The following is a 21,203-nucleotide window of genomic DNA, read 5'->3' as shown; positions in this document are numbered from 1 at the left end:
AAATTAATACTACAATATTTAATATAGTTTTTTTCAATTTGTGTACTCTAAAACCCCATGCTAAAATGATAAAGGAATATTGATATTTTGTAAAAAATTGTACTATATGGAGGATGCTATGAAAAAAAATGTCGTAAAGCTATTATTTGTACTATCCATGACTTTAACACTTTTACTTGGATGTTCAAACCTAAGCTCAACCGAGAAATCAAGCAATGAAGAAATTATGAGTGTAACTGAAGATACACTAAAGGAAATAGTAACAGGAAAAGACTATGTTATTGTAGATACTAGAAATGATGAAGAATATAATGGCTGGGTAATAGATAAGGATATAACTCAAGGTCATATAAAAGGTGCTGTAAACTTTTCAGAAAGTTGGCTTGAAAATCTTTCTGATAAAGACAAGCAAAAGCTTCTTGATGAAACAGGAATAACTAAAGATAAAAAAATTATAATTTACTCTAACTATGGTAAGGAAAGCCTTTCTCTTGCTGAAAAAATGTCAAAACTTGGATATGAAGAAGTTTTGAATATATCTCTTAAAGATATTTCATCAGATTCAAAGCTAAGTTCAATTGTTGAATTTGAGCATATGGAAAATTATCAAATGTTTGTTTATCCTCAATGGGTAAAAGACCTTGTAGCTGGAAATAATCCTGATACATATGACGGTCGTGACTATATTATAATAGATACAAATTATAAAACTTTTGAAGATTACAAAAAAGGTCATCTACCAACTTCTATATATATGGACACATGTGAAATTGAAGAGGCTCCTCTTTGGAACCTAGTTTCGCCTGAAAAATTCAAGGAACTTTTCAAAAAGACAGGCATAACTAAAGATACTCTTGTAATACTTTCTAGCGATGAACCTATGGCTTCTGGAAGACTTGCAGCCGCATTTATGTATGCAGGAGTAGAAGATGTAAGAATGCTAAATGGAGGAAATCAGGCTTGGAGACAAGCTGGATTTGAAATGGAAACAAAAGTTAACGAGTGGAAGCAAGGCGATGATTTTGGAGCTAAAATTCCAGTTCATCCCGAATACAATATTGGCATGGAAGAAGCTAAAAAATTACTAAATAATCCAAACGGAAGACTTGTGGCAGTAGTTTGTTGGGATGAATATACAGGAAAGAATAATGGAGGTTATTCATATTTTGACGAAAAAGGAAGAATACCTGGCTCTGTATTCGGATACGGCGGAGTTGATGCATACCATTCAGAAGATTTCTTAGATTCTGATTGGACAATGAGAAGCTACAAGGAAATGGAAAAAATATGGGCAGAGTGGGATATAAAGCCTGAAAATGAATCTTCATTCTTCTGTGCAACTGGATGGAGAGGAGGCCTTGCATTCTTTGAAACTTATGCTATGGGTTGGAAAAATGTAAGTGTATTTGATGGAGGCTTCTATGAATGGAGTAGAGATCCTAAAAATCCAATAAATACTGGAGATCCAAGAGAAGAATATAAAAAAGACAGAGAAAATAGTGAACTTAAGTATTTAAATAGTGTAGGAAACCATTAATAATTGTGTAAAAACCACCGGCATAGCCGGTGGTTTTTGTGAATTATTCTATAAAAGTGCATTTTCACTTGAAATTTTTTACAGTAAAATAACTAAAGGGATTCCTAAGCAATTTTCAGAGTTTCAAAAATTTTATTAATAGGCTCACCCTTGATTGCAGCATTGTAAATACTAATAATCTGCGTATGCACTTTTCTACATAATCTCGTATATTAGAGAATACTTTGCTTGAATGTCCAACTCTATAATAATTTACCCAACCAGTAAGTATCGGATTTATGAATTTAATTATATCTTTCATGCTCAGAAAACGATTATTCATTATAGTTTCTTTTATTTTCTTCCTTACTTTAATTTGCGCATTTTTCTTTGGTATCATTAATACAAATGATTTTCCATTCCTACCTACTGTCTTCCTAAAATTAAACCCTAAATAGCTAAAACTCTCTTGCTTATCTAAATAGGCTTCATGAGTTTTCTCTTGATTTAAGGTCACATGCAAATTATTTAACTCTTCTTTTAATCGTTTCTTTGCTTTTGCTACTATCCATTCTTTACTCTGATGTGAATTTATTAATATTACTATGTCATCCGCCCATCTATGATAGTTAATCTCATCATATCCATTCTCTTGAGTCTGAATCCTTGCTTTTTCAAACATCCAGTCAATTCTAGTCAAATAAAGATTGCTTAATAATGGACTTAAGGGACCACCTTGTGGAACTCCCTTCTTTCCTGTTGATTTCAACATACTTTTTAACAATCTCATAATTTTATCATCTTGAAATCTCCTACTTACTTGTTTAAGTAATATATGATGTTTTACATTGTCAAAATAGGCTGTTAAATCAACATCTATCACAGTTGTCATTCCTCGCAGTATACTTCGTCTAACTTCTGCTAATGCATGATGAGGACTTTTATTTGGTCTATATCCATAGTTATTTTGACAGAAATCTGCTTCTAATACAGTTTCTAATATCAATTTCAGTGCACCTTGTACAGTTCTATCTTTTATTGTTGGTATTCCTAAGACTCTAATTTTTCCATTATCTTTTGGTATTTCGCATTTCCGATTATTTTGTGGTTTATATGTTTCTTTTCTAATTCTTTCTGAATATTAATTAGAAATTCTTTCCTTCCACTTGTTTCTATATCCTTAAATGTAACCCCATCTATTCCTGGGCTACCATTGTTCCTTTTGGATATAAGATATGCTTCTTCAAGCGTTTCATATTTACACACATGGACATACATACCCCAAAATCTATGACGTTTTTCAGATTTCGCTTTAACATATATTTTCCTTCTCAATTCTTGCAAACTAATAGTAGGTTTTATCAAGCCTACCTCGCCTCCTTTTATTGAAAGAAATGTTTTCATTTAGTTTGGGCTCTTTCCTTGAATTAGTTTATGTTGTCTAATTCTACAAACGGTACTACAACCAATTTCCCATTAGGTTATATGATTTACCTTCTTTTAACAATAAATTTCTCTATTGTGTGAGTAGGACTTCCCCAGTTGATATTTCATCCTTTTTATCATGTCGTCGCTGATACCCCGCTGACGGATGTAGAGCCATACGGTCAGTTCTGTTCTCTACACCTATTGCCTTCACCTATAATAGACAGGTTCGACCATCAGAATTTCGTGTTACGAGGCTACATCTACGTTCCTGTTAAGTACAACCTGATAAATTGCTCGCTTTGCTATACAAAGCTTTGTCAATGGGCTTCATGATTATCGGTTACCCTCCATCATACCATTCAGCTACAAAGTTCTGACCTTTTTCTTTGACCGGTCTTTCACCGGGTGGATCAAATACCCTTTTCTGGGCACACCTATTACCCATCTATCAATATAGTGATTTAATATATCTAAAATTGATACTGATGTATCTAATGAGATAAATGCTTTTAAACAGCCTTCTTTACGAAATGAATCTTTAGGATAGCTTAATACTATTGATACCTTTTTCATATCATTTAATTTGCCAACGTAGTTGTAAATATAGTACTGTTTATCTTTAACGGTGACTAAGCCGAAGACTTCTTTATTTAAACTACGAGCATATCTATTAAGCTTAGCCCCTAATCGTTCGTGACCATTTGGATAGATTACTCTGTTTGTTTTTATAGCTCCGATATATGTATATCCTGATTCAGTTGATGCACCAAATATTTCTTTACAACTATACCAGCTATCGCAAAGAACATATCCTTTATTAACTGGACTTGGAAGCGATTTAATTATATTAGAAGCTATCGCTATTTTACTCATATTATTTTTATCATAAATTTCTATGCAATACGGTAAAACCAAACCATCACAAGAAAGTAAAGCAAGTACAATTTGATGACCATAAACAGTTTTTTTCTTTAAGTGTGAGTTATGAAAGGAGCACTTTTCAATTGGATTTACAGCCTTTGACGAGGGCTTAGTTTTTTCTGAAATAGTATCATCGATAATTATATATAGGTTTATTTGTTTGTTTTAATCTAGACCAGATTAAATCTATTACCTTGTTTTTTAAAGAATTAAATATCAGAGATTCATCCCATGATGAATTAGATAAAAATCTTGTAATGCTAGTTCTATGTCTAGGTGATAAAAATTTAGAAATATCATTTATTTTACCAGTATAACTATTCATAAACATTGATTTCACTATATTTTTCATATGATTCATCTGTGGTTTTGTAAGATATAAGTCATATTTTAGTTCTTTTAAAAATTTGTCTAATGTTAATTCATTTGCTATAATTAAGTTCTGAAACATTTATGCAACACCACCTGTTATGTTTTTTGTGTAGGAACTTAATTATAACAAGGTTTTGCATAAATGTTTTTTTTAATTTATTTTAATGGAAAATTATTGAAGTGTTTTTGCACTTTCATAGTTTAATTTTTAGGTATATATTCCCATAAACTGAGTCTATTTTGTATTATTTTGTAATAACTTAGCAGGATTTTACATATCTATAATTAAGTATATATAATCGAAGAATTCTTATTTAGTCATATTAGCATCATTGTATATATGTATACATTAATCTCATTTGAAGGAGGAATTAACTTTGCATAATAAAAGAGACGATATTTTAAAAAACGCTAAATCCTATCATAAAACTTTTTATAATCAAAAAACATTTACTGGTCCAAGTTTATATTTTCATAAACGTGCATTAGAGGTTTTAAATACTAATGACCTTGAAAACAGTATAGAATATGTATATGCTGTTTTAACGTCTTGGGGTATGCATAGAATGGGTCCAACAGGAGCAAAAATGATTGAATTTGATGTTTTTAAAGAAAGTATTTTAAATATAAAGGAGAGAATCCAATTTTTAAAACAATACTCATTTAAAACTATAAACGAAACGGTTTTAGAACAAATTGAGTACATTTTCAAAAATATCTGTGTTATGAAAAGTAATATAAGTTTAGTAGGAAATACAAAAGTTATGGCTCATTTTTTACCTAATTTAATACCACCAGTAGATAGACAGTACACATTGAATTATTTATATAATAAAAACTATATTCCAAATAATATTGATAAAGAATGGAATATGCTAAAAGATATATTATTGAATTTTTTCTATCCTATTGCTAACGATACTGACTTCCTTGAATTATCTCAGTCTTGGATAAATCAACCTGATTTATACCCTTGGGATACTTCTACTTTAAAAACAATAGATAATATAATAATAGGTTCAAAAAAATAGATTGGAGAAAAAATAATGAATTTAATAGGTTTATGGTCATCAGACATATTTTATTATGATAATTTTGAAGATACAATTATTGGATTTACCGAAGAAGGAATGGGGTTTATAGCTTACATAAGACCACTATACTACGATATTATATTATTTAAATGGTTTCTTAATGAAGATAAGCTAATTACACTGAAAGGATATAAAAATATAGTTTCTTGTGATGATGAACTTGAGGAATCAAAAGACATAGATCTTTTCTTTGAAAATTTATCGATTAAGGAGTCTACAGATAACAACCCTTATGGATCTAAAATAGATACTATTGAATTTTCACAACCTATAATGGGTGATTTAAGTAAATTTGGATTACTTGATAAAAATATTCTTAGTCATACTATATACAAAGATGTTATACTCCTTAGTACATTGTAATTAATAATAAGAACTATGAAAATAATATTAAAAGCATGTATTATCTAATGCTAATATCTTTTTAGAAAATATAAAAATAACCCCTTCTTATATACTCCAGAAGGGGTTTAAGTTTCCTATAATATTGATAATTCTATTTTATATAGTCTTAAATTCTTTATATGTAACATAAGTAACCGTATATAAAGCAATTTTTAGTCTTATATATACTTTATTTTATATATCCACTTAGATCAGTACTATTAATCACTTTATGCATCTCCTCTTCATTAACTCCCATAAAAATCAAGGCATACTGTACATTGCTAATATCCGTTGTCGCAATAATGGCTTCATCTTCCTCTAATATTGAATATTTAGTCCCAGATGGTGTTTTATAATCATTTTTATGAACCGCATCGGTTACCGTAATAATCGTGCTATCTTCAGGTTGATTTCGTGTTATTGTTGTAATTCCTAGTAATCGATCTTCTTTCTCACTTGACATATAAGTTATATATATGTTGTGATTATCGCCACGTGTATTATAAACCATTATATCTTTTTCCATTTGAAAATCTTCTGGGATATACGAAGGTAACGTAATTTGCATACCTATAGTTTCTTCAACTTCTTTTATGCTAGAAAAAATCTTTTTCGTATCTTTCTCAGTTGTATCTTCTGTAGATGGAGAATTATAATCGTCTTCTGCTTCTTTTGCAATCCTCTCTGCCTCTTCTTCGCTTATATTCTGATTTGTTCTTATTTCAACTGTTGTTTTTTCATTGTAAAATTTAAAGTTTTTAAATAATCCTGTTCCATAAGCTACAGTTACACCTATTGTTAGTACTAAACACGCTACTAGGATTCCTGATTTTTTTACGTTTCTTCTCATACTCCCATTTCCTTTCTTACTTTGTTTTATAATCCTTTTAGCAAAAAACTTACTATCTTCTATTTCATAAGGAAATTCCTCTTTATTCGATAATTTTTCAAGTTGTACTTCAATTTCAAACATATCCATACTATCAATAGCCTCATCAAGCTTGCTATTTATATCTTTATACTTTGAATTGGTTTTTGAATTTTCTTTCATTAGATATCCTCCTTTTTATTAGGATTAAACTCATATTTAATCATTTGCAACAAATTTTTCTTTAGCTATGTAATGTGTTAATTTTTTTATTTCACGTCTTAGTCTCACATATTTCATACGTAAACTTGCTTGATTAACATTGAGTATTTTAGCAATCTCTTTATAAGTTTTATTTTCAATATAATAGAATCTATAGAGCTGCTGTTTCTCTTCTGAAAGCATTAATATTACATTATCTACATACTGACTTTCATCTATTTTACTGTCGTAAATCATCATAAGTTTTTCATATAAATCTGACTCTGTACCCCCTACCTCCATGTTAATCGAAGTTTCATTTAAAGTTTTTTTAAGAGCTTTTCTTTTAAAATTAGCCGCTAAATATTTTGCTGTTTGATAAATAAATCCACCTATATTTTCATGATTTTGTAGTTCCTCTATATGATTATAGACAATAACAAATACTTCTTGAGTAAGATCTTTAGCATCTTCTATATTTCCTATTGAATAATAGAGGTATTTTAAAATTTTCGAATGATATCTTTCGCATAGTGTGATAAACAGTTTATCCAGAACAACTCCCCCTCCCTATTTTGTTTATGTCTATATTTGCTAATTGTAACATTTATTATTTTACAAATTTTACTTTTACTCTTATTTATAATCTTATAATACAAAAAAACAGTACCTTAGATAGATACTGTTAATTTTTTTTAGCTATAATCCTTACTTTTTTATTAGGCTTTAAACATTTTTCTTTAAGTTGACAACCTGCACAAATGTAATCGATAGAAGAATATATTTGTTTTCCCGTTGTAGTTTTGCCAGAGGTAGGTATTAATTTCTTTTTATTTGGACATATGTATGTATTATGCATTTCATCATATACAAACATATTGTTTTGAAAAAGTTTCCCATTAAAATCTGTAATATTAATACCTTGATCATCTATTAGCTTTTTAGCTTTTGTTCTTCTATTATACGTATTTATATGCTGAAATAATTTTCTCATATCCTTTTCATCAAACCACCAAGCTTGAAAACAAATGATTCTATTGCTTTTATTTGAATAGTCTTTCCTTCTTTTTATATGTACATTGGTCATTTTTTGATGTCTATAAACATGTTTTTCAGTGATTGATTTAATATCATTAATATAAATAGTTCTTGTTCTTATAGTGCCTCTGAATTTCACATAATTTTCTCCAAGTTCTATCTTTATTCTTCTTGTAATAAGACCAATTATATTAATAATATAACTCGAAAAGATACTATACATCATTATTGTTATCAGTATTACAAAATAAAAACCATCTGGCATGGAACCCGTACTATAAGATTTTTTTAATTCGGGCAAAAATATGATTAATGGTATTGAAGATAGAAAAATTGAAGTTATCCCTAAGCCCATATATTCACTATATTCTTTCGGATACATTACATAGGGTTTTTCTTTTAATCCATTCAAAAATTCATCTAGATCTAGTTGGTGTTTTGTAAGTTGTAATTTTCTCGATTTAATCGTCATTATTTTTACACTCCTAACATAATTGTACTTATATTTTTAAGTGTTCTTTCATTTGATAGTCATCTTTCCTTAAATATTTAGATTTTACCTTTTTATCCCTTATATGTAAACAAATCTTATCATATTGTTAAATTCTTTTATACATTAAGTTTTAAAAATTTAATAGAATTTTTTATATCTATTTCTATTGAGTAATATTTTATGATTTAGTATATTATAGATATAGAAACTAAAATATAATAATTAAAGAGCAGAAAAAACTGCTCTTTTTTTAGAAGGTTTCACAGAACATACATTCGAGAGGAGGATTTGAAAATGCAAGGTGGTGTAAGAAAAAGGGGGAACACTTGGTACTATTATTTCGAAGCTGGCAAAGTTGATGGTAAAAGAAAAAAGATTGAAAGAAAAGGAGGTAAAACCAAGAAAGAAGCTCTTGTAGCCCTAAGAAAAGCTTTAGATGAGTTTGATAAATGCGGTTCTACAGTTAATGAAAGTAATATAAGTGTATCTGATTACTTTGATTATTGGTTTAAAGAATATGTTTTAATAAACTGTAAATATAATACTCAAGTATCTTATAAACGCATAATAAACAATCACATAAAACCAAATCTAGGTATTTACAAATTAAAATCATTAACACCTTCAATACTTCAGGAATTCTTAAACGAAAAATATAGAAATGGTTTTTCTAAAAATACTCTATCTAATTTTTACGGTGTGTTATCTGGTGCATTAAAAGCAGCTATACATCCATATCAATTTATCAAACAAAATCCAATATAATATGTTTCTATGCCTAAATACAACAATATTAAAAAAGATAAAGAAGATCTAAAGGTTATATCTTTAACTGATTTTAAGAATATAATAAATAGATTTCCAGAAGGAAGTAATTTTTATATTCCTTTACAAATTGCATTTCATACGGGAATGAGAGCTGCAGAAGTATGTGGCCTTACTTGGGATTGTGTAGATCTTAGCCATGGCAAAATAAAAGTTGAAAAATCTATTTTCAAGAAAGGTATGGAATGGTGCTTTGATACGCCTAAATCAAATTCTTCTCAAAGAGAAATTCTTATAGGTAAAACATCGATTGATATTCTTAAAAAACATAGAAAATCTCAATTAGAAAATAGACTTAAGTATGGAATTTACTATAATAATACTATGTATAAGTTTGAAAAAGCAGATAATCTATATAATAGTGCTGATTTAATTTGTACTAAAGAAAATGGGGATTTAATATCCACAGATAGTTTAAAATATTTGAGTAGAGTTGTGAATTATGAACTTGGAATTAATTATAATTTCCATTCTTTAAGACATACTCATGCTACTATGATTCTAGAGTCTGGTGCAAATTTAAAAGATATTCAAACAAGATTAGGTCATAGTAAACTTTCCACTACTGCTGATACTTATTCACATGTTACTTTAAAACTCAAGCAAGATAGTGTTGATAAGTTTGAAGAAATGTTAGTATCTCAAAACTAATTTGCCACCCAATAAAATCTTGCGGTGGCAAATGGGTGGCAAATAACATTTTTTTATTTTTTACAAAACCTGAAACCGTTGCTATTTCTTACGTATGATGGTGTCAAGTTAGGACAAATATAGAATCCATATTTTTAGGTAACAGATTAGTCTGTATCAGTTAAACTCTTCATCTTTTATATATTAATCCATCCTACTCGAATAAACTCCTTTGTTGAGCATATGAATATAAGTATACTTTCTCTAGTTTTTCACTAAATTTTAGATTAGCTATATTTTGTTCATTGATCTCTAAAAACTCTTGTTTCATCATATTTTCTCTAATTTTAATGTTATAGACTAAATTAAAACTATTAATGACCGCACCTTCTTTTATGTCTGATAAACAAATTAATTGAGTATCATATTTTTTTGCAATGTCAAACATTGGTTTTAATAGATGGCCAGATGTTATAGGACCAAATGGATTGTCCATAATTAGTACTTTACTTTCTTCTCTTTTTTTAAATACTTCTAAATCATTCACATTTTTCCTACTATATGAAATTAATGCAACCAGTAATGAGAAGTATGCAACAAATTTCTCTCCTCCAGAATTCTTAACTATGATTTCTTCCCAATCCATCATCTTTCTATTTTTAACGTTAATATCAACCTTGTATGCCTTAATCTTACATTCTTCAAGATTACTTATAGTAGTAAGTAATTCTTTTGATGAAACATACTTCTCAATATTTCTTTGAATTTTACTTTCTTCAACATCATTTTTAATATTTTCTGTAATATCACTCAAACAAAGCTGAATATAATTTGATATCTTCTCTTTAGCAATCTCATCATCCTGAATTTTACTATATTGAATATCAAGAATTTTTCGTCTTACACCATCAATATCAATTGTCGAATTGTCAACAATTTTTGGAAGTTCATTATAAATCCTCATCGCTTCTATATAACCATGTTCAACTAAATCCATCTTGTTTTGCTCTATTTTCTCAATCTTACTATGCATTAATTTTAGCATATTGTCTAATTGATTAATGTTGAAACCTATCCGCTCTACTAAATGATAGTATTTATCATAAGTTCTTGATAATCCTTCCATTTGCACTTGAATACCTTTAAGTGCTTCTACTATTGTTTTATTAGATGATTGAGTATACTGCTTCTGAATAGTATCATTTGCTCTACGAAACATCTTAATTATATTTCTTAACTCTTTTTGTGTATTTGAATATTTTTCAATATATGAAGCTATTATTACTTTAATATCACCGTCATCATCAACAATAAAGCTTTTATTATCCATTTGAGCAGATATATCCGCTATTTTCATTTCAAGCTTAGATTCCACTCTTATTAATGACTCTTTTACTATATCTATATCCTTTTCATTGTCTTTTTTGTTTCCATTCAACTCTTCTAATTTATCTTTTTGAGATAGAATTCGTAACTCAAAATTACCTTTTATTAATTCTCTTTCTAATTTTCCCTTATTATTCAATCCAGTAATAAGCACTTTAATTTCTCTTTCTATCTCGGCTATATTAATCTCCATTTTATGAATAGCTTCCCCTAAACTTTTGTTTTGCTCTTCTTTCTTCTTATAGCTTGCTTTCAGCTTTCTTTCAGTCTCCTGATTGTATTGAACCGCCCTACACTCTTCCTCTCTTAACCCTATTCTATGTATAGCATCTCTATAATTTTCAGTATCTATATCAATGAGTTTTATTTGCTTTTCTAGCTCTGATACGTTATTTGTTCTTTTATTTTCATAGGATTCTAATTTACCTTCTAAAATTTCTTCTTCTTCTTCAAGTACATCTACTTTGTAAGCACCAGAAACAGATTTATACTTTTCATTATAACTCTTCAAACTACCTTGTTTAGTTCTTATTTCATCATTTAATCTTGATATTTTAGAGTTAAGATTTATCTGTTCTTTTTCATATTCTTCCAACTGATTATTTTTCTTTGCAATACTATTAATAATTTCATTCATCTTTCTTATATTGTTTATATAAACTTCATTACGAACAAGATATTCTTTAAATAACTTATTATTATTATCTAAATTTCTAATTTCTTCTTTTATATCACCTATTTGGTTGAGATTCTGTTCAATTTCATTATTGAAACATTTAAGACTATTTTTTTGCTCCATTATATTAGCGGAGTTCTCTTCTAATCGTGCTTTGTACCTGCCTAACGTTTGGTATACTTGTTGAACACTTTCTTGCGTCCACTGAAAATCTTCTACAATCTTTATAGAATCACTTAAACTTTTTATAGTTTGTTTCATTTGTTCTATCTGATCTGTCTTTTTATACATGTTTTGCTGAATAGTTTCTATGTATGTAAGCAATGTATCTTCTTCCATCGTTAACAGCTTAGCATTCTTTAATATATCTAATGGTAGCTCTTCCAAGTTCTTTTCCTTATTATCATATGTAAATAACGGTACTAAACTAATAAGGTTAACATCTTTCAATAAACTGCTTATTAGCGTATATTCTTTTTCTGTAACAATTAATCCATATGGAAGTAATGGATTCTTCATTACTATTTCTTTTCTTCTATTTATAGGTTGTTCTTTTAAATACTTTTCTCCAGTGAAAAACGAAATATTATTTTCTTTTAAAACATTCACCAGGGTAGCTGGAATATAGCTAATACTTTCCTGTATCCCCTCAATCATTTTTGTTGATTCTTGAATATCTGCCTGTAAATTGAAGTGCTGCTTTTCCCATCTGTTTTTTGTTACATTTAATTCATTGAGTAACTCTTTTTTTTGATATACATCGTATTTATCATTTAAATATTTTAATATCAATTCTTTCATTACTTTTTTTTCTTTTTTTATAGTATCGATAATATTATTGGTTTCAGTCATTCTAATAGTTAACTCATTAGAAGTTTTATTTAATTCTTCAAGCAGGAATTGAATAGTTTTTATATCTGCTTTTAATGTAAGTTGTCTAGTTTCTTTTTTATTCAATGTTTTTTCTAAGTGAGCTTGTTGTTTATTGAAGTTTCCCTCTATCTCTTCTATTTCATCCTTATCCAACTCATGGATTAATGGATTTCTATGTAATTCAACCTTAATTTCACATAGTGTCTTTTTTTCATACTCTACAAAACTACCAATCTGCTCTTCTAATTTACCTTTTTCACTTGACAATTTAGCAATTTCTTTATTATAGTTTTTTTGTGTTTCTTTTAACTTACCTAATTTATATTCTTCCTTTTCTAAATCTTTACTGTGATTTTCTAGTTCACTCTTATTTAACTTAATTTGATTGTTATATATTTCTCTCAAAGAATATTTTACTTGGTTCATTCTGTCCATCAATTCTTTTTCAGATTTACTGGCACTATTCAAGTCTTCCAGTAACTTTGCCTTAACTTTTAATTTTCCTATTAGAAGTGTATAATTCCTAGCTCCATCTTGTAAAACAATTTCCCTATTAATGTTTTTTAGTTCCTCTTCTATATATTCTCTATTAGTCTTTTGGATATTAAATTTTTCTTTTAATTGATCGACTTCATCTTCTGCTTTATATATTTCAAATGATTTTTCTTCTAATTGTATATGTTCAATTTCTTTTTGACATTCCTTTATTTTCAAATCAAATTGTTTATTCGCACTCTCTGCTTTAGCTCTTTTCTTACATAAATAGTGACAAGCACTCACCAATTGGTCTCTTACTGTCTCTTCAATATCAATTTTATTTAAAACCTCTTCTGCCCTTTTCTCAATAATATTAAGGTTCTTAATAAACTCTTTAATATCTTCATAATCTCTTATATGATTTTCATTTTCAACTAATGTATACGCCACCTCTGCCATCAATCTTTCTAATTTTTGATGGTCAGATAAATCGCCTTCTGTTGATTTATCTAATACTTTTTCAATATATTTAATTATCCATTGCTCCATAACTTGTCTTGAGTTTTTACACGTTGAGAAAACTTCTGACACTCCATGCTCTGCTTGATTTATGCGAATCATCAAATCCTTCCATTCATTTCTAGATATGCTATACGATGCTAAATTTCTTTCATAATCTCTTTGTTGATCTTTTGATGAATTAAATAATAATATATCATGACTCGATTTTCCACTTTCATTTTTCAATACCTTTTTAATTTCATTGTATGGTACTATTGAGATTCCGTTATTATGTTCACGTGCAATAGGTATGTGCTTTATATCAAAAGGGTTCCCCTCTAAATATGGGTGAATAAAAGTAAAGTATCTTAAGCTATTGTTATCTTCTTCGCTATTTGCAGAATAATTGACACTAGTTGATATAGCTATACCTGTAAGTAAATAGCCAGCAGCATCATCTAATTTCCATTCAATCATAATATATGCAGGATCTTTTTTTCCAACGAAAAAATTACCGAACTTTCTATTCAGTAATTTTGCTTTCGGTAAAATGGGTTGCATTATTGTCTGTACCAGAACGGACTTTCCTCCACCATTTGCTAAACTAAATAATGCATTTTCTCCATCATATAAGTTAAATATTTCATCAACTATATTTCGTTTATTATATGTAAAATTTGTAATACGAATTCTATTTATCTTAGGCATTTATAGCCCTCCATTCTCAAATGCTTGATTAATTCCACTTACCCTATCTGCATGTAAATAATATTGACGCATTAACACATCCAATTTTTGTGTTGTCCTTATTTCACCTTCAACGACATAAGCTAATTTTTGTTCTTCTAAAATCTTACATACATTAATAATCATCCTATATTTTGTTTTCCTCTTTATCTCATGGTCAACTAGCATAGATGTCCATATTTTAATAGCTGATTTAATATTGATAGAGTACTCTTCTTCTAACTCGTTTAGTTCTTCTTCATCTAACTTATCAAATTTATCGAATCTCATATCAAGCCTATCTATTAAATAGCTTATCTGTAAATAGTCTATTTTCTTAGGATCTCTATTTTCACCACTATAAAATTCGTAAAGAATATACATGATGATGTAGTAGCCTAAATACACATCTTTCTGATTTGGATTACTACCAAAATATCGCCTCAAATCTGCTGGCTTTAATCCTAATATAGTACTATCTAGTTTAGGAATAAGATATATTGTGTCATCAAAATTCAAGAACTTAACTTCAAACTCTTCTTCAAAACAAGATAAAATCTGTTGCACATCTCCATCTAGATAGTTACTATATAAATCAAAATTGTCTTTTCGATTTATTTCACCTTTATCAACAAGTATTTTAAACATCTTAATTGCAACTCTTACTGCATTCATTGTTTAACCACCTCTAATAATAAATCTGTCATCTTTATCTCTTCCTTAACCAACATACCCTCATTGGAATATTCAAATACTTCATGAATATCTTTTTCCAATTTACTAATCTTAAGTACAGTAATATCTTTTATACTAGCAACTTCATTTTCAAGACATTTTAAACAATATTCAACATTAAAATATTCCGAAGGAGTCATCAATATTTTATCTCCTTTTAAGTAAAATTCTTGTATTCTCAGCTCTTCCATATCATATAGTTTAAGAGCAACGCTAAACAGCCTTCTATTTCTTGCTAAATTAAGATACATTTCAAAATCTCTATTTTTTATTGTTCTAACTATTTCAGATAAGCTAATCCTTTCTTTAGTAATGCTCTCTTGTAAAAATACTTTCAATATTTTAATATAGGTATCACTAATCCATTCAATTCTTTTCTTCTCAATTTCATCATTAAAGGCTTCCTTATTTACAATAATCTCTTTATCTTTTTCACTTTCTTTAAATATTAATTGAGATGAAAACACATGGTCTATTCCCAAAATTTTATCTACTTTAGGTACAAATAATGGACTCAATAACCTTATACATCTGTCCAATACCCCATTATAGTTCTCTAATGGATTTAATATAATTTCTTCAAAGTCAAAACGTTTTTCAAAACTATATTCAAAAGATCTTTTAATAGTATTCATATATAAATCGGATAAATTATATCTATTTAGTATTAAATTTCTTTGTTCGCTAATGGCTATCCCAATATTAGAATGAATTTCTTGAATATCATTCTTAGCTTTAATTAATTTTTCAATTAATTGAGAACTTGCATTCAGTTCTTCATTTATTTTTTCGCTGGCTTGTTTTATCATTTTTTGAATATCATTCATTGCTTCATATTCATCTTGGAGCATCGAATATGAACTATTTATCAATTGTTCATACTTCTCAATATCTACACTATAGATATTTTGTCTTATTGAAAGTATGAAATTTTCAATTTCTCTCTTTTTTTGTCTAACATAAGTAATTAACTCCATGCTTTGTCTAACAGCATTTGTAAATTTCTTTCTCTTAACATACTCTTTTAATTTAAACTGTTCTATTGTTAGCTGTATTTCTTCATCTACTTCCCTAGTTCTGAACAAAAAATCATATCCTTGATTAGTTAGCGTATAATTTATTCTTCTGTAATCTTTACCCTCTATTACCTGATCTGAAATCAATCTAATTGGTATTTTTTGCATATTATTAACACTATAATTTTTAACAGTATAGGTTAAGTGTTCACCATTATTTTGAAGAATATCCTTTATAATATAACTAGCAAGTTCTTTAATATCTTTGTTGTGTAGCATTTTATTATAGTATTGACTTAATAGGTTATTTAAAAATCTTTCAATAGATATAATGTCACATTGATTATTTTCTTCTAATGTCTTTTCCATGATAAATAATAACACAGAAACAATTATATTAGTCAATTGATTTTCTTCAAACATTGCTTCCAACCTAGTATTTTTACCTCTTCTATTAACAATAGAGTCAACAACTCCAATCCATTCCATTCTCTTTTCAAATTTATCTAGGAAATCAATCATTTAATCCCTCATTTCACTAAGTATTTTCATCCATTCTTCATAACAAATTATTTCTTGAGGTATATAGCAACCGGCTTCCAATATTTCATCAATTTTTACTTTATCATCTTGAGAAAAATATTTCATAAAATTATTTGAGGAAGTATGCCTTTGTTTTTCTTTCATATCTGGTAATTTTTTTCCAATAGATAACTCTATCATTTTCTTATATAAATATTCCATTAGTTCAATTTTTAATTTTGTATTTATTGCTATTAAATCTTCAAATATACCAATACCTTCATAGTCCAAATCTCCAAAATAATAAAATCTCATATCTTCACTTTGATATATGGTATCTGCATATTCCGTTAATGAATTTATTTTTCTAGAAATCTTCTTGCCTTCTCCATACAATACTTTATGTATATAAATCCCATTTATATGACACCTTTTCTTAACTATTAATTTACGTAAAGTATACCATGTGTCTTTGTTTTCGATTATTAGAACATTGAATGAACTACTTTCTTTTTCAACTCTCAATATGTCATACTCAAAAAAAGGCTCTGGCGTAAGATAATAATTCAGTTTGGAATTAAGCTTAGGATTGAACTTTAATATCTTACTAATAACTTTATCTTCCTTCAAGGCTTTTTCTTGCCCAAATATTTGAAATGATCGCTCATTTATGGAAGCTGGATAATTAATAAGCATATAATTATCTTTTAGAAAGCTGTTAATATTTTGAATTTGTTTTTTATTATCTTTATATAATTTAGGTTTATTTATATAACCTTCGATATTAAAAGAATCATCTAATAGCCTGATTTCTTTTAGTTCCATTTTAAAATCATCTTTAATTTTTATTACTTGGTAGCGTCTATACAATGGTGGATTCATTCCATTAGATCCTGAACGCTTAATAGGTTGCAAGAAACTTTCATTAACCATCTTATTTATTAATCTATAATATGTAATATAGTCATCAATTCCTATCAAACTTCTAAGTATATTCTCACTAACTCTTTTCCCATCAAATTTATTAAATATTTTTTTTTTATATTCTTCCAATCTCAACACCCCTGTTCATGCATCTCTATATTTAACTCCAACTTTTAATAACTATTTTTTAATACATTCCACTATAGCCAAAGGCCTACCATTACTCGTATATTCTTCTCAACTCTCATTTTTTTTGCATATATCATGAGATTATCAATATTCTTTTCTGGATCATTAGCATATCTTTTTATCGCCTGATTTACTATTTTCTTATCTATTTTGTTGGCATATCTGACGACATCACAAATCGTTCTATCCCTATCAAATATACTTATTTCTTGTTCATCATATTTATCAATAGTCTTACCAATATTTATATAGTCTTTATGTATATAATAGGGTTTAACCTTAGGATAATCTATATTGAACTTTGCTCGTGCACTACCTCTAGCTATTGCTAAATGCCATTCATTCATAGCACAATCAATATAACCGTAAATAAATAGTGCCGATAATAAAAAAATTACAGTATCCGGAAAAAGCCTTGTAATAAGAGTTATATCAGATATACCTTCATCGTTTTGCCATTTATAATATCCACGTTTTATTTTAACAATGATCTCTTGATTCACAAGTTCTCTGAGAATTTTATGATGGTAGCCTGCTGCTTGAAATTCTGATGTCTTTAAAACTCCGTTATGTTTATCAAATATCTTCTTAAATTTTTCATGTCCACTACGCACAAAACTATCCCCTCTTTTGTTTATTTGTGTACACTCATAGCATTATTATAATCCATGATTTCTTCAGTAGTCAATCAGAAAAGTCTACACAAAACATTTCATGTAGACTTTTCTGATACTTGAAAAGGAAAATATATAATAAATTATGCTATATCGTACATTCACATGGATTATAAATTGAGTTAATAACTCGAAGGTATATCTTTATCCCTTTTCCGTGATTTCCTACCTATCACAAGTTATTTCTCTAAATTCATTTCCAAACCTAAACCGAATCTCAATCCTATCCACCGAATATACCGTTATCTCTTTAATAAAGGCATCATATAACTCTTTAGTCAACGTATTTGTTCCATAAAACGCCTTAGTTATCTTTATCCCCTCTGACTCCTCATAAACCAGTTCTTTTTCTATAATCTTCTTTAGCTCAATTGCCTTCTTTTCCATTTCAACAATTTCAGTATTAATCTCATCCGATCCATCAATAAATTCCACCTTTGAAATCTTCTTTATCTTGTAATCTTCATACATAGCAAGCTTGTCACGCTTCAACTTCACTATCTTTTTCTTATACTTTTTAATCGAACTTTCTAACTTTACCTTCTCATCTTTCTTGGCTTGTACACTACTTTTCTTAAGTTCATCATACGAGATTAGTACCTCCATATGTTTCTTAATTAACTCAAAAATTATATCCTGTAATTCATCAATAAATATCCTCTCATGAAAACAGTTATTCTCACCCGAATACCAGTTATTGATACAAAAGAATTTAGGCCTTTTCTTTGCTGTACGGTGCAATTTCGAGTTACATCCACCACATCTTACATTGGATAAAACGTGCTGTTTTCTAATATTGGATTGTTTTGATTTGACTAGATACCTGTCTTTTCGTAGCTTCATAACTTTATCAAAATCAGCTTGGGAGATTATAGGCTTATGTGTATCTTCAATAATAATCCAGTCTTCTTTCTTTTTATATTCACATTTTGCAGAACCGACCTTTGTGACACCTCTTTTATTACTGATTAACTTACCTGTATACCTTTCTTCTTTTAGAATTCTATCGATGTAGTCTCTTTTCCAAAACATCTTTTCAACAGAATCACTGTTAATGGTACATGAGCCATAATTGCTACCCATGCTCTTTTTATATTGTAGTGGTGTTAACACACCCTCATCATTAAGCATTCTTGCTATATCTGTCATGCCAGTACCATCAAGATATAGTCTATATATTCGCTTTACAACCTTTGATGCTAATGGGTCAATGATTAGTTTATGTTTGTCCTTCTTATCCTTGAAATAGCCGTAAAAGGCATAAGCACTAATGAACTTGCCTTGTCTTTTTAGAGATTGATGGGCTGATTTCACTTTCTTTGATATATCTTTTGCATATAGATCATTAATTAGGTTTTTAAAAGGGATTTCGATTCCTGTCGTTGTGCCTACATTTTTATCACTGTCGTAATCATCGTTGATGGCTATAACACGAACTCCAAGGAATGGAAATATCTGTTCAAGATAATTCCCCATCTCAAGGTAGTTCCTTCCAAGTCTTGATAAATCTTTTACAATGATACAATTGACATGTCCCTTTTTGACCTCCTCTAATAGCTTCGTCATACTGGGTCTGTTAAAGGTTGTGCCTGAATAACCATCATCAACATATTCAATAACCTTTGCTGAGGATAATTCAGGACTCTTATTGATATAAGCATTGAGCAAATCCCTTTGATGCTTTACACTGTTGCTTTCACCTATATTATGATCATCTGCTGATAGACGTATGTAGGTTGCTATGGTATACATTTTTTTATTCATGAATACCACCACCAATCTTATGATCTACATGATTTTTATAACGCTCATTAGCCATCTGAGCTTTATTAAATAATGCTTCTGTTATAATAGGCTCATGTATATTCTTGACTATAGTCCAGTCTTCCTTCGGCATATGTTTTATCTTATTACTACCGCATGAAATGACCTTTACAATACCCTGTATGACATGACCAAGATACACTTGTTTTGTCAGCATAGCGTATATGGTAGATTCTAGCCATCGTACGTCCTTATATCTCTTGCTCTTGGTTTCTCCTTTTAGGTATCTATTTCTCATGGGAGATGGTATATTCTCATCATTGAGTTTTTTTGTGATATCTTTTACTGATTGTCCATCAGCTCTCCAAGTAAAAATATTTCTTATGATAGGAGCTGTTTCTTCATCTATGATAAGTTGATAGCTGTTATTAGGGCCTTTTCTGTAACCATAAGGAGCATAAGTACCTATGAAATTTCCCTTTTGCTGTTGTAGCTTCTTTTGTGAGCATACTTTCTTGGATAAATCCTTTGAATAGGCTGCATTGACTAAGTTTTTAAGGGCTATCATTAGTCCTGCATTGGAATCTGTATCTGCACTATCATATCTATCATTAATGGATATGAAGCGTACACCCATAAAGGGAAATATCTGCTCAATGTAATGACCTGTTTCTGCAAAATTCCGTCCTAGGCGTGATAAGTCTTTGACAATGATACAGTTGACCTTTCCCTTTTTAACGGCATTTATCATGGCTTTAAATGCAGGTCGCTCAAAATTCGTTCCTGTCACGCCATTATCACTGTATATTTTGTAGAGCTGTAAGTCTGTATGTTTGGCTAGATAGTTCGTCAGTAAGGTCTTTTGAAGGTCTATACTGTCGCTACCGATATTGCCGTTATCTTCATTGGATAGTCTTACATAAAGTGCTGTTTTATAGGTTTTGATTTCTTGTTTCTCTACAGGATT

The 21,203-nt window shown here is 28.9% G+C and carries 18 protein-coding genes and 1 pseudogene; 5 read left to right on the top strand and 14 right to left on the bottom strand.

The features are described from left to right. Positions 1 to 118: 118 nt before the first annotated feature. The gene (locus tag N4A48_RS03250) at positions 119 to 1,537 is read left to right on the top strand and encodes a rhodanese-like domain-containing protein (RefSeq protein ID WP_293664260.1); all 1,419 of its coding nucleotides are present in this window, start codon (positions 119 to 121) and stop codon (positions 1,535 to 1,537) included. Between the two features lie 232 nt (positions 1,538 to 1,769). On the opposite strand, the pseudogene N4A48_RS03245 reads toward N4A48_RS03250, so the two are convergent. The 4 genes and pseudogenes from N4A48_RS03245 to N4A48_RS03230 all read right to left on the bottom strand — a co-directional run. Beyond that, positions 1,770 to 2,600, bottom strand: a pseudogene (locus N4A48_RS03245) (reverse transcriptase domain-containing protein); the annotation flags it as partial. Further along, the gene (locus N4A48_RS03240) at positions 2,567 to 2,881 is read right to left on the bottom strand and encodes a hypothetical protein (RefSeq protein WP_293664258.1); all 315 of its coding nucleotides are present in this window, start codon (positions 2,879 to 2,881) and stop codon (positions 2,567 to 2,569) included. The pseudogene N4A48_RS03245 and the gene N4A48_RS03240, both read right to left, overlap by 34 nt. Before the next feature lie 426 nt (positions 2,882 to 3,307). After that, complete coding sequence (locus N4A48_RS03235) at positions 3,308 to 3,949, bottom strand: transposase (protein ID WP_293664297.1); 642 nt, start codon at positions 3,947 to 3,949, stop codon at positions 3,308 to 3,310. Positions 3,950 to 3,995: 46 nt separating this feature from the next. Then, positions 3,996 to 4,316, bottom strand: coding sequence for a hypothetical protein (locus N4A48_RS03230; protein WP_293664256.1), 321 nt, complete (start codon positions 4,314 to 4,316; stop codon positions 3,996 to 3,998). A gap of 298 nt (positions 4,317 to 4,614) precedes the next feature. On the opposite strand from N4A48_RS03230, the gene N4A48_RS03225 reads away from it, so the two are divergent. Together N4A48_RS03225 and N4A48_RS03220 are read left to right on the top strand one after the other, a co-directional pair. Then, a complete protein-coding gene (locus N4A48_RS03225) occupies positions 4,615 to 5,268 on the top strand; it encodes a hypothetical protein (protein WP_293664254.1) in 654 nt (217 codons plus the stop codon). A 15-nt stretch (positions 5,269 to 5,283) separates the two neighbouring features. Then, positions 5,284 to 5,694, top strand: a complete 411-nt coding sequence (locus N4A48_RS03220) for a hypothetical protein (RefSeq protein WP_293664253.1) — start codon at positions 5,284 to 5,286, stop codon at positions 5,692 to 5,694. Between the two features lie 211 nt (positions 5,695 to 5,905). Here N4A48_RS03220 and N4A48_RS03215 read toward each other — a convergent pair whose 3' ends face one another. The 3 genes from N4A48_RS03215 to N4A48_RS03205 form a co-directional block, all read right to left on the bottom strand. After that, positions 5,906 to 6,769 (bottom strand): hypothetical protein, encoded by an 864-nt coding sequence (locus tag N4A48_RS03215; protein ID WP_293664252.1) that lies wholly within the window; start codon positions 6,767 to 6,769, stop codon positions 5,906 to 5,908. A gap of 36 nt (positions 6,770 to 6,805) precedes the next feature. Beyond that, positions 6,806 to 7,327, bottom strand: coding sequence for an RNA polymerase sigma factor (locus N4A48_RS03210; RefSeq protein WP_293664295.1), 522 nt, complete (start codon positions 7,325 to 7,327; stop codon positions 6,806 to 6,808). 145 nt (positions 7,328 to 7,472) lie between these two features. Next, entirely contained in the window at positions 7,473 to 8,297 is an 825-nt protein-coding gene (locus N4A48_RS03205) for a hypothetical protein (RefSeq protein ID WP_293664251.1), read from the bottom strand. Positions 8,298 to 8,612: 315 nt separating this feature from the next. On the opposite strand from N4A48_RS03205, the gene N4A48_RS14950 reads away from it, so the two are divergent. Together N4A48_RS14950 and N4A48_RS14945 are read left to right on the top strand one after the other, a co-directional pair. Then, on the top strand, positions 8,613 to 9,083 hold the full coding sequence (locus tag N4A48_RS14950) for an N-terminal phage integrase SAM-like domain-containing protein (RefSeq protein WP_330665040.1): 471 nt from the start codon (positions 8,613 to 8,615) through the stop codon (positions 9,081 to 9,083). Between the two features lie 9 nt (positions 9,084 to 9,092). After that, complete coding sequence (locus tag N4A48_RS14945; protein WP_330665039.1) at positions 9,093 to 9,794, top strand: site-specific integrase; 702 nt, start codon at positions 9,093 to 9,095, stop codon at positions 9,792 to 9,794. A gap of 193 nt (positions 9,795 to 9,987) precedes the next feature. On the opposite strand, the gene N4A48_RS03195 is transcribed toward N4A48_RS14945, so the two are convergent. From N4A48_RS03195 to N4A48_RS03165, 7 genes are all read right to left on the bottom strand, one after another. Continuing rightward, positions 9,988 to 14,394 carry a hypothetical protein gene (locus N4A48_RS03195; RefSeq protein ID WP_293664249.1) on the bottom strand — a complete coding sequence of 1,469 codons (4,407 nt, stop codon included), beginning with the start codon at positions 14,392 to 14,394 and terminating at the stop codon, positions 9,988 to 9,990. After that, positions 14,395 to 15,087, bottom strand: a complete 693-nt coding sequence (locus N4A48_RS03190) for a DUF6063 family protein (RefSeq protein WP_293664247.1) — start codon at positions 15,085 to 15,087, stop codon at positions 14,395 to 14,397. Next, complete coding sequence (locus N4A48_RS03185; protein WP_293664245.1) at positions 15,084 to 16,685, bottom strand: hypothetical protein; 1,602 nt, start codon at positions 16,683 to 16,685, stop codon at positions 15,084 to 15,086. Before N4A48_RS03185 ends, N4A48_RS03190 begins: the two co-directional genes overlap by 4 nt. Beyond that, positions 16,686 to 17,738 (bottom strand): Wadjet anti-phage system protein JetD domain-containing protein, encoded by a 1,053-nt coding sequence (locus tag N4A48_RS03180; RefSeq protein ID WP_293664243.1) that lies wholly within the window; start codon positions 17,736 to 17,738, stop codon positions 16,686 to 16,688. 71 nt (positions 17,739 to 17,809) lie between these two features. After that, a complete protein-coding gene (locus N4A48_RS03175) occupies positions 17,810 to 18,412 on the bottom strand; it encodes a type IV toxin-antitoxin system AbiEi family antitoxin domain-containing protein (protein ID WP_293664241.1) in 603 nt (200 codons plus the stop codon). Between the two features lie 225 nt (positions 18,413 to 18,637). Continuing rightward, positions 18,638 to 20,236 carry a recombinase family protein gene (locus tag N4A48_RS03170; RefSeq protein WP_293664239.1) on the bottom strand — a complete coding sequence of 533 codons (1,599 nt, stop codon included), beginning with the start codon at positions 20,234 to 20,236 and terminating at the stop codon, positions 18,638 to 18,640. Next, positions 20,229 to 21,203, bottom strand: a 975-nt coding sequence (locus tag N4A48_RS03165; RefSeq protein ID WP_293664237.1) for a recombinase family protein, incomplete at its 5' end; no start/stop codon positions are given. The genes N4A48_RS03165 and N4A48_RS03170, both read right to left, overlap by 8 nt.

This window comes from Tepidibacter sp. (assembly GCF_025210165.1).
Lineage (GTDB): Bacteria > Bacillota > Clostridia > Peptostreptococcales > Peptostreptococcaceae > Tepidibacter_A.
The sequence above is the reverse complement of the archived record's forward strand: the minus strand, read 5'-3'. Positions and strand labels throughout refer to the sequence as shown.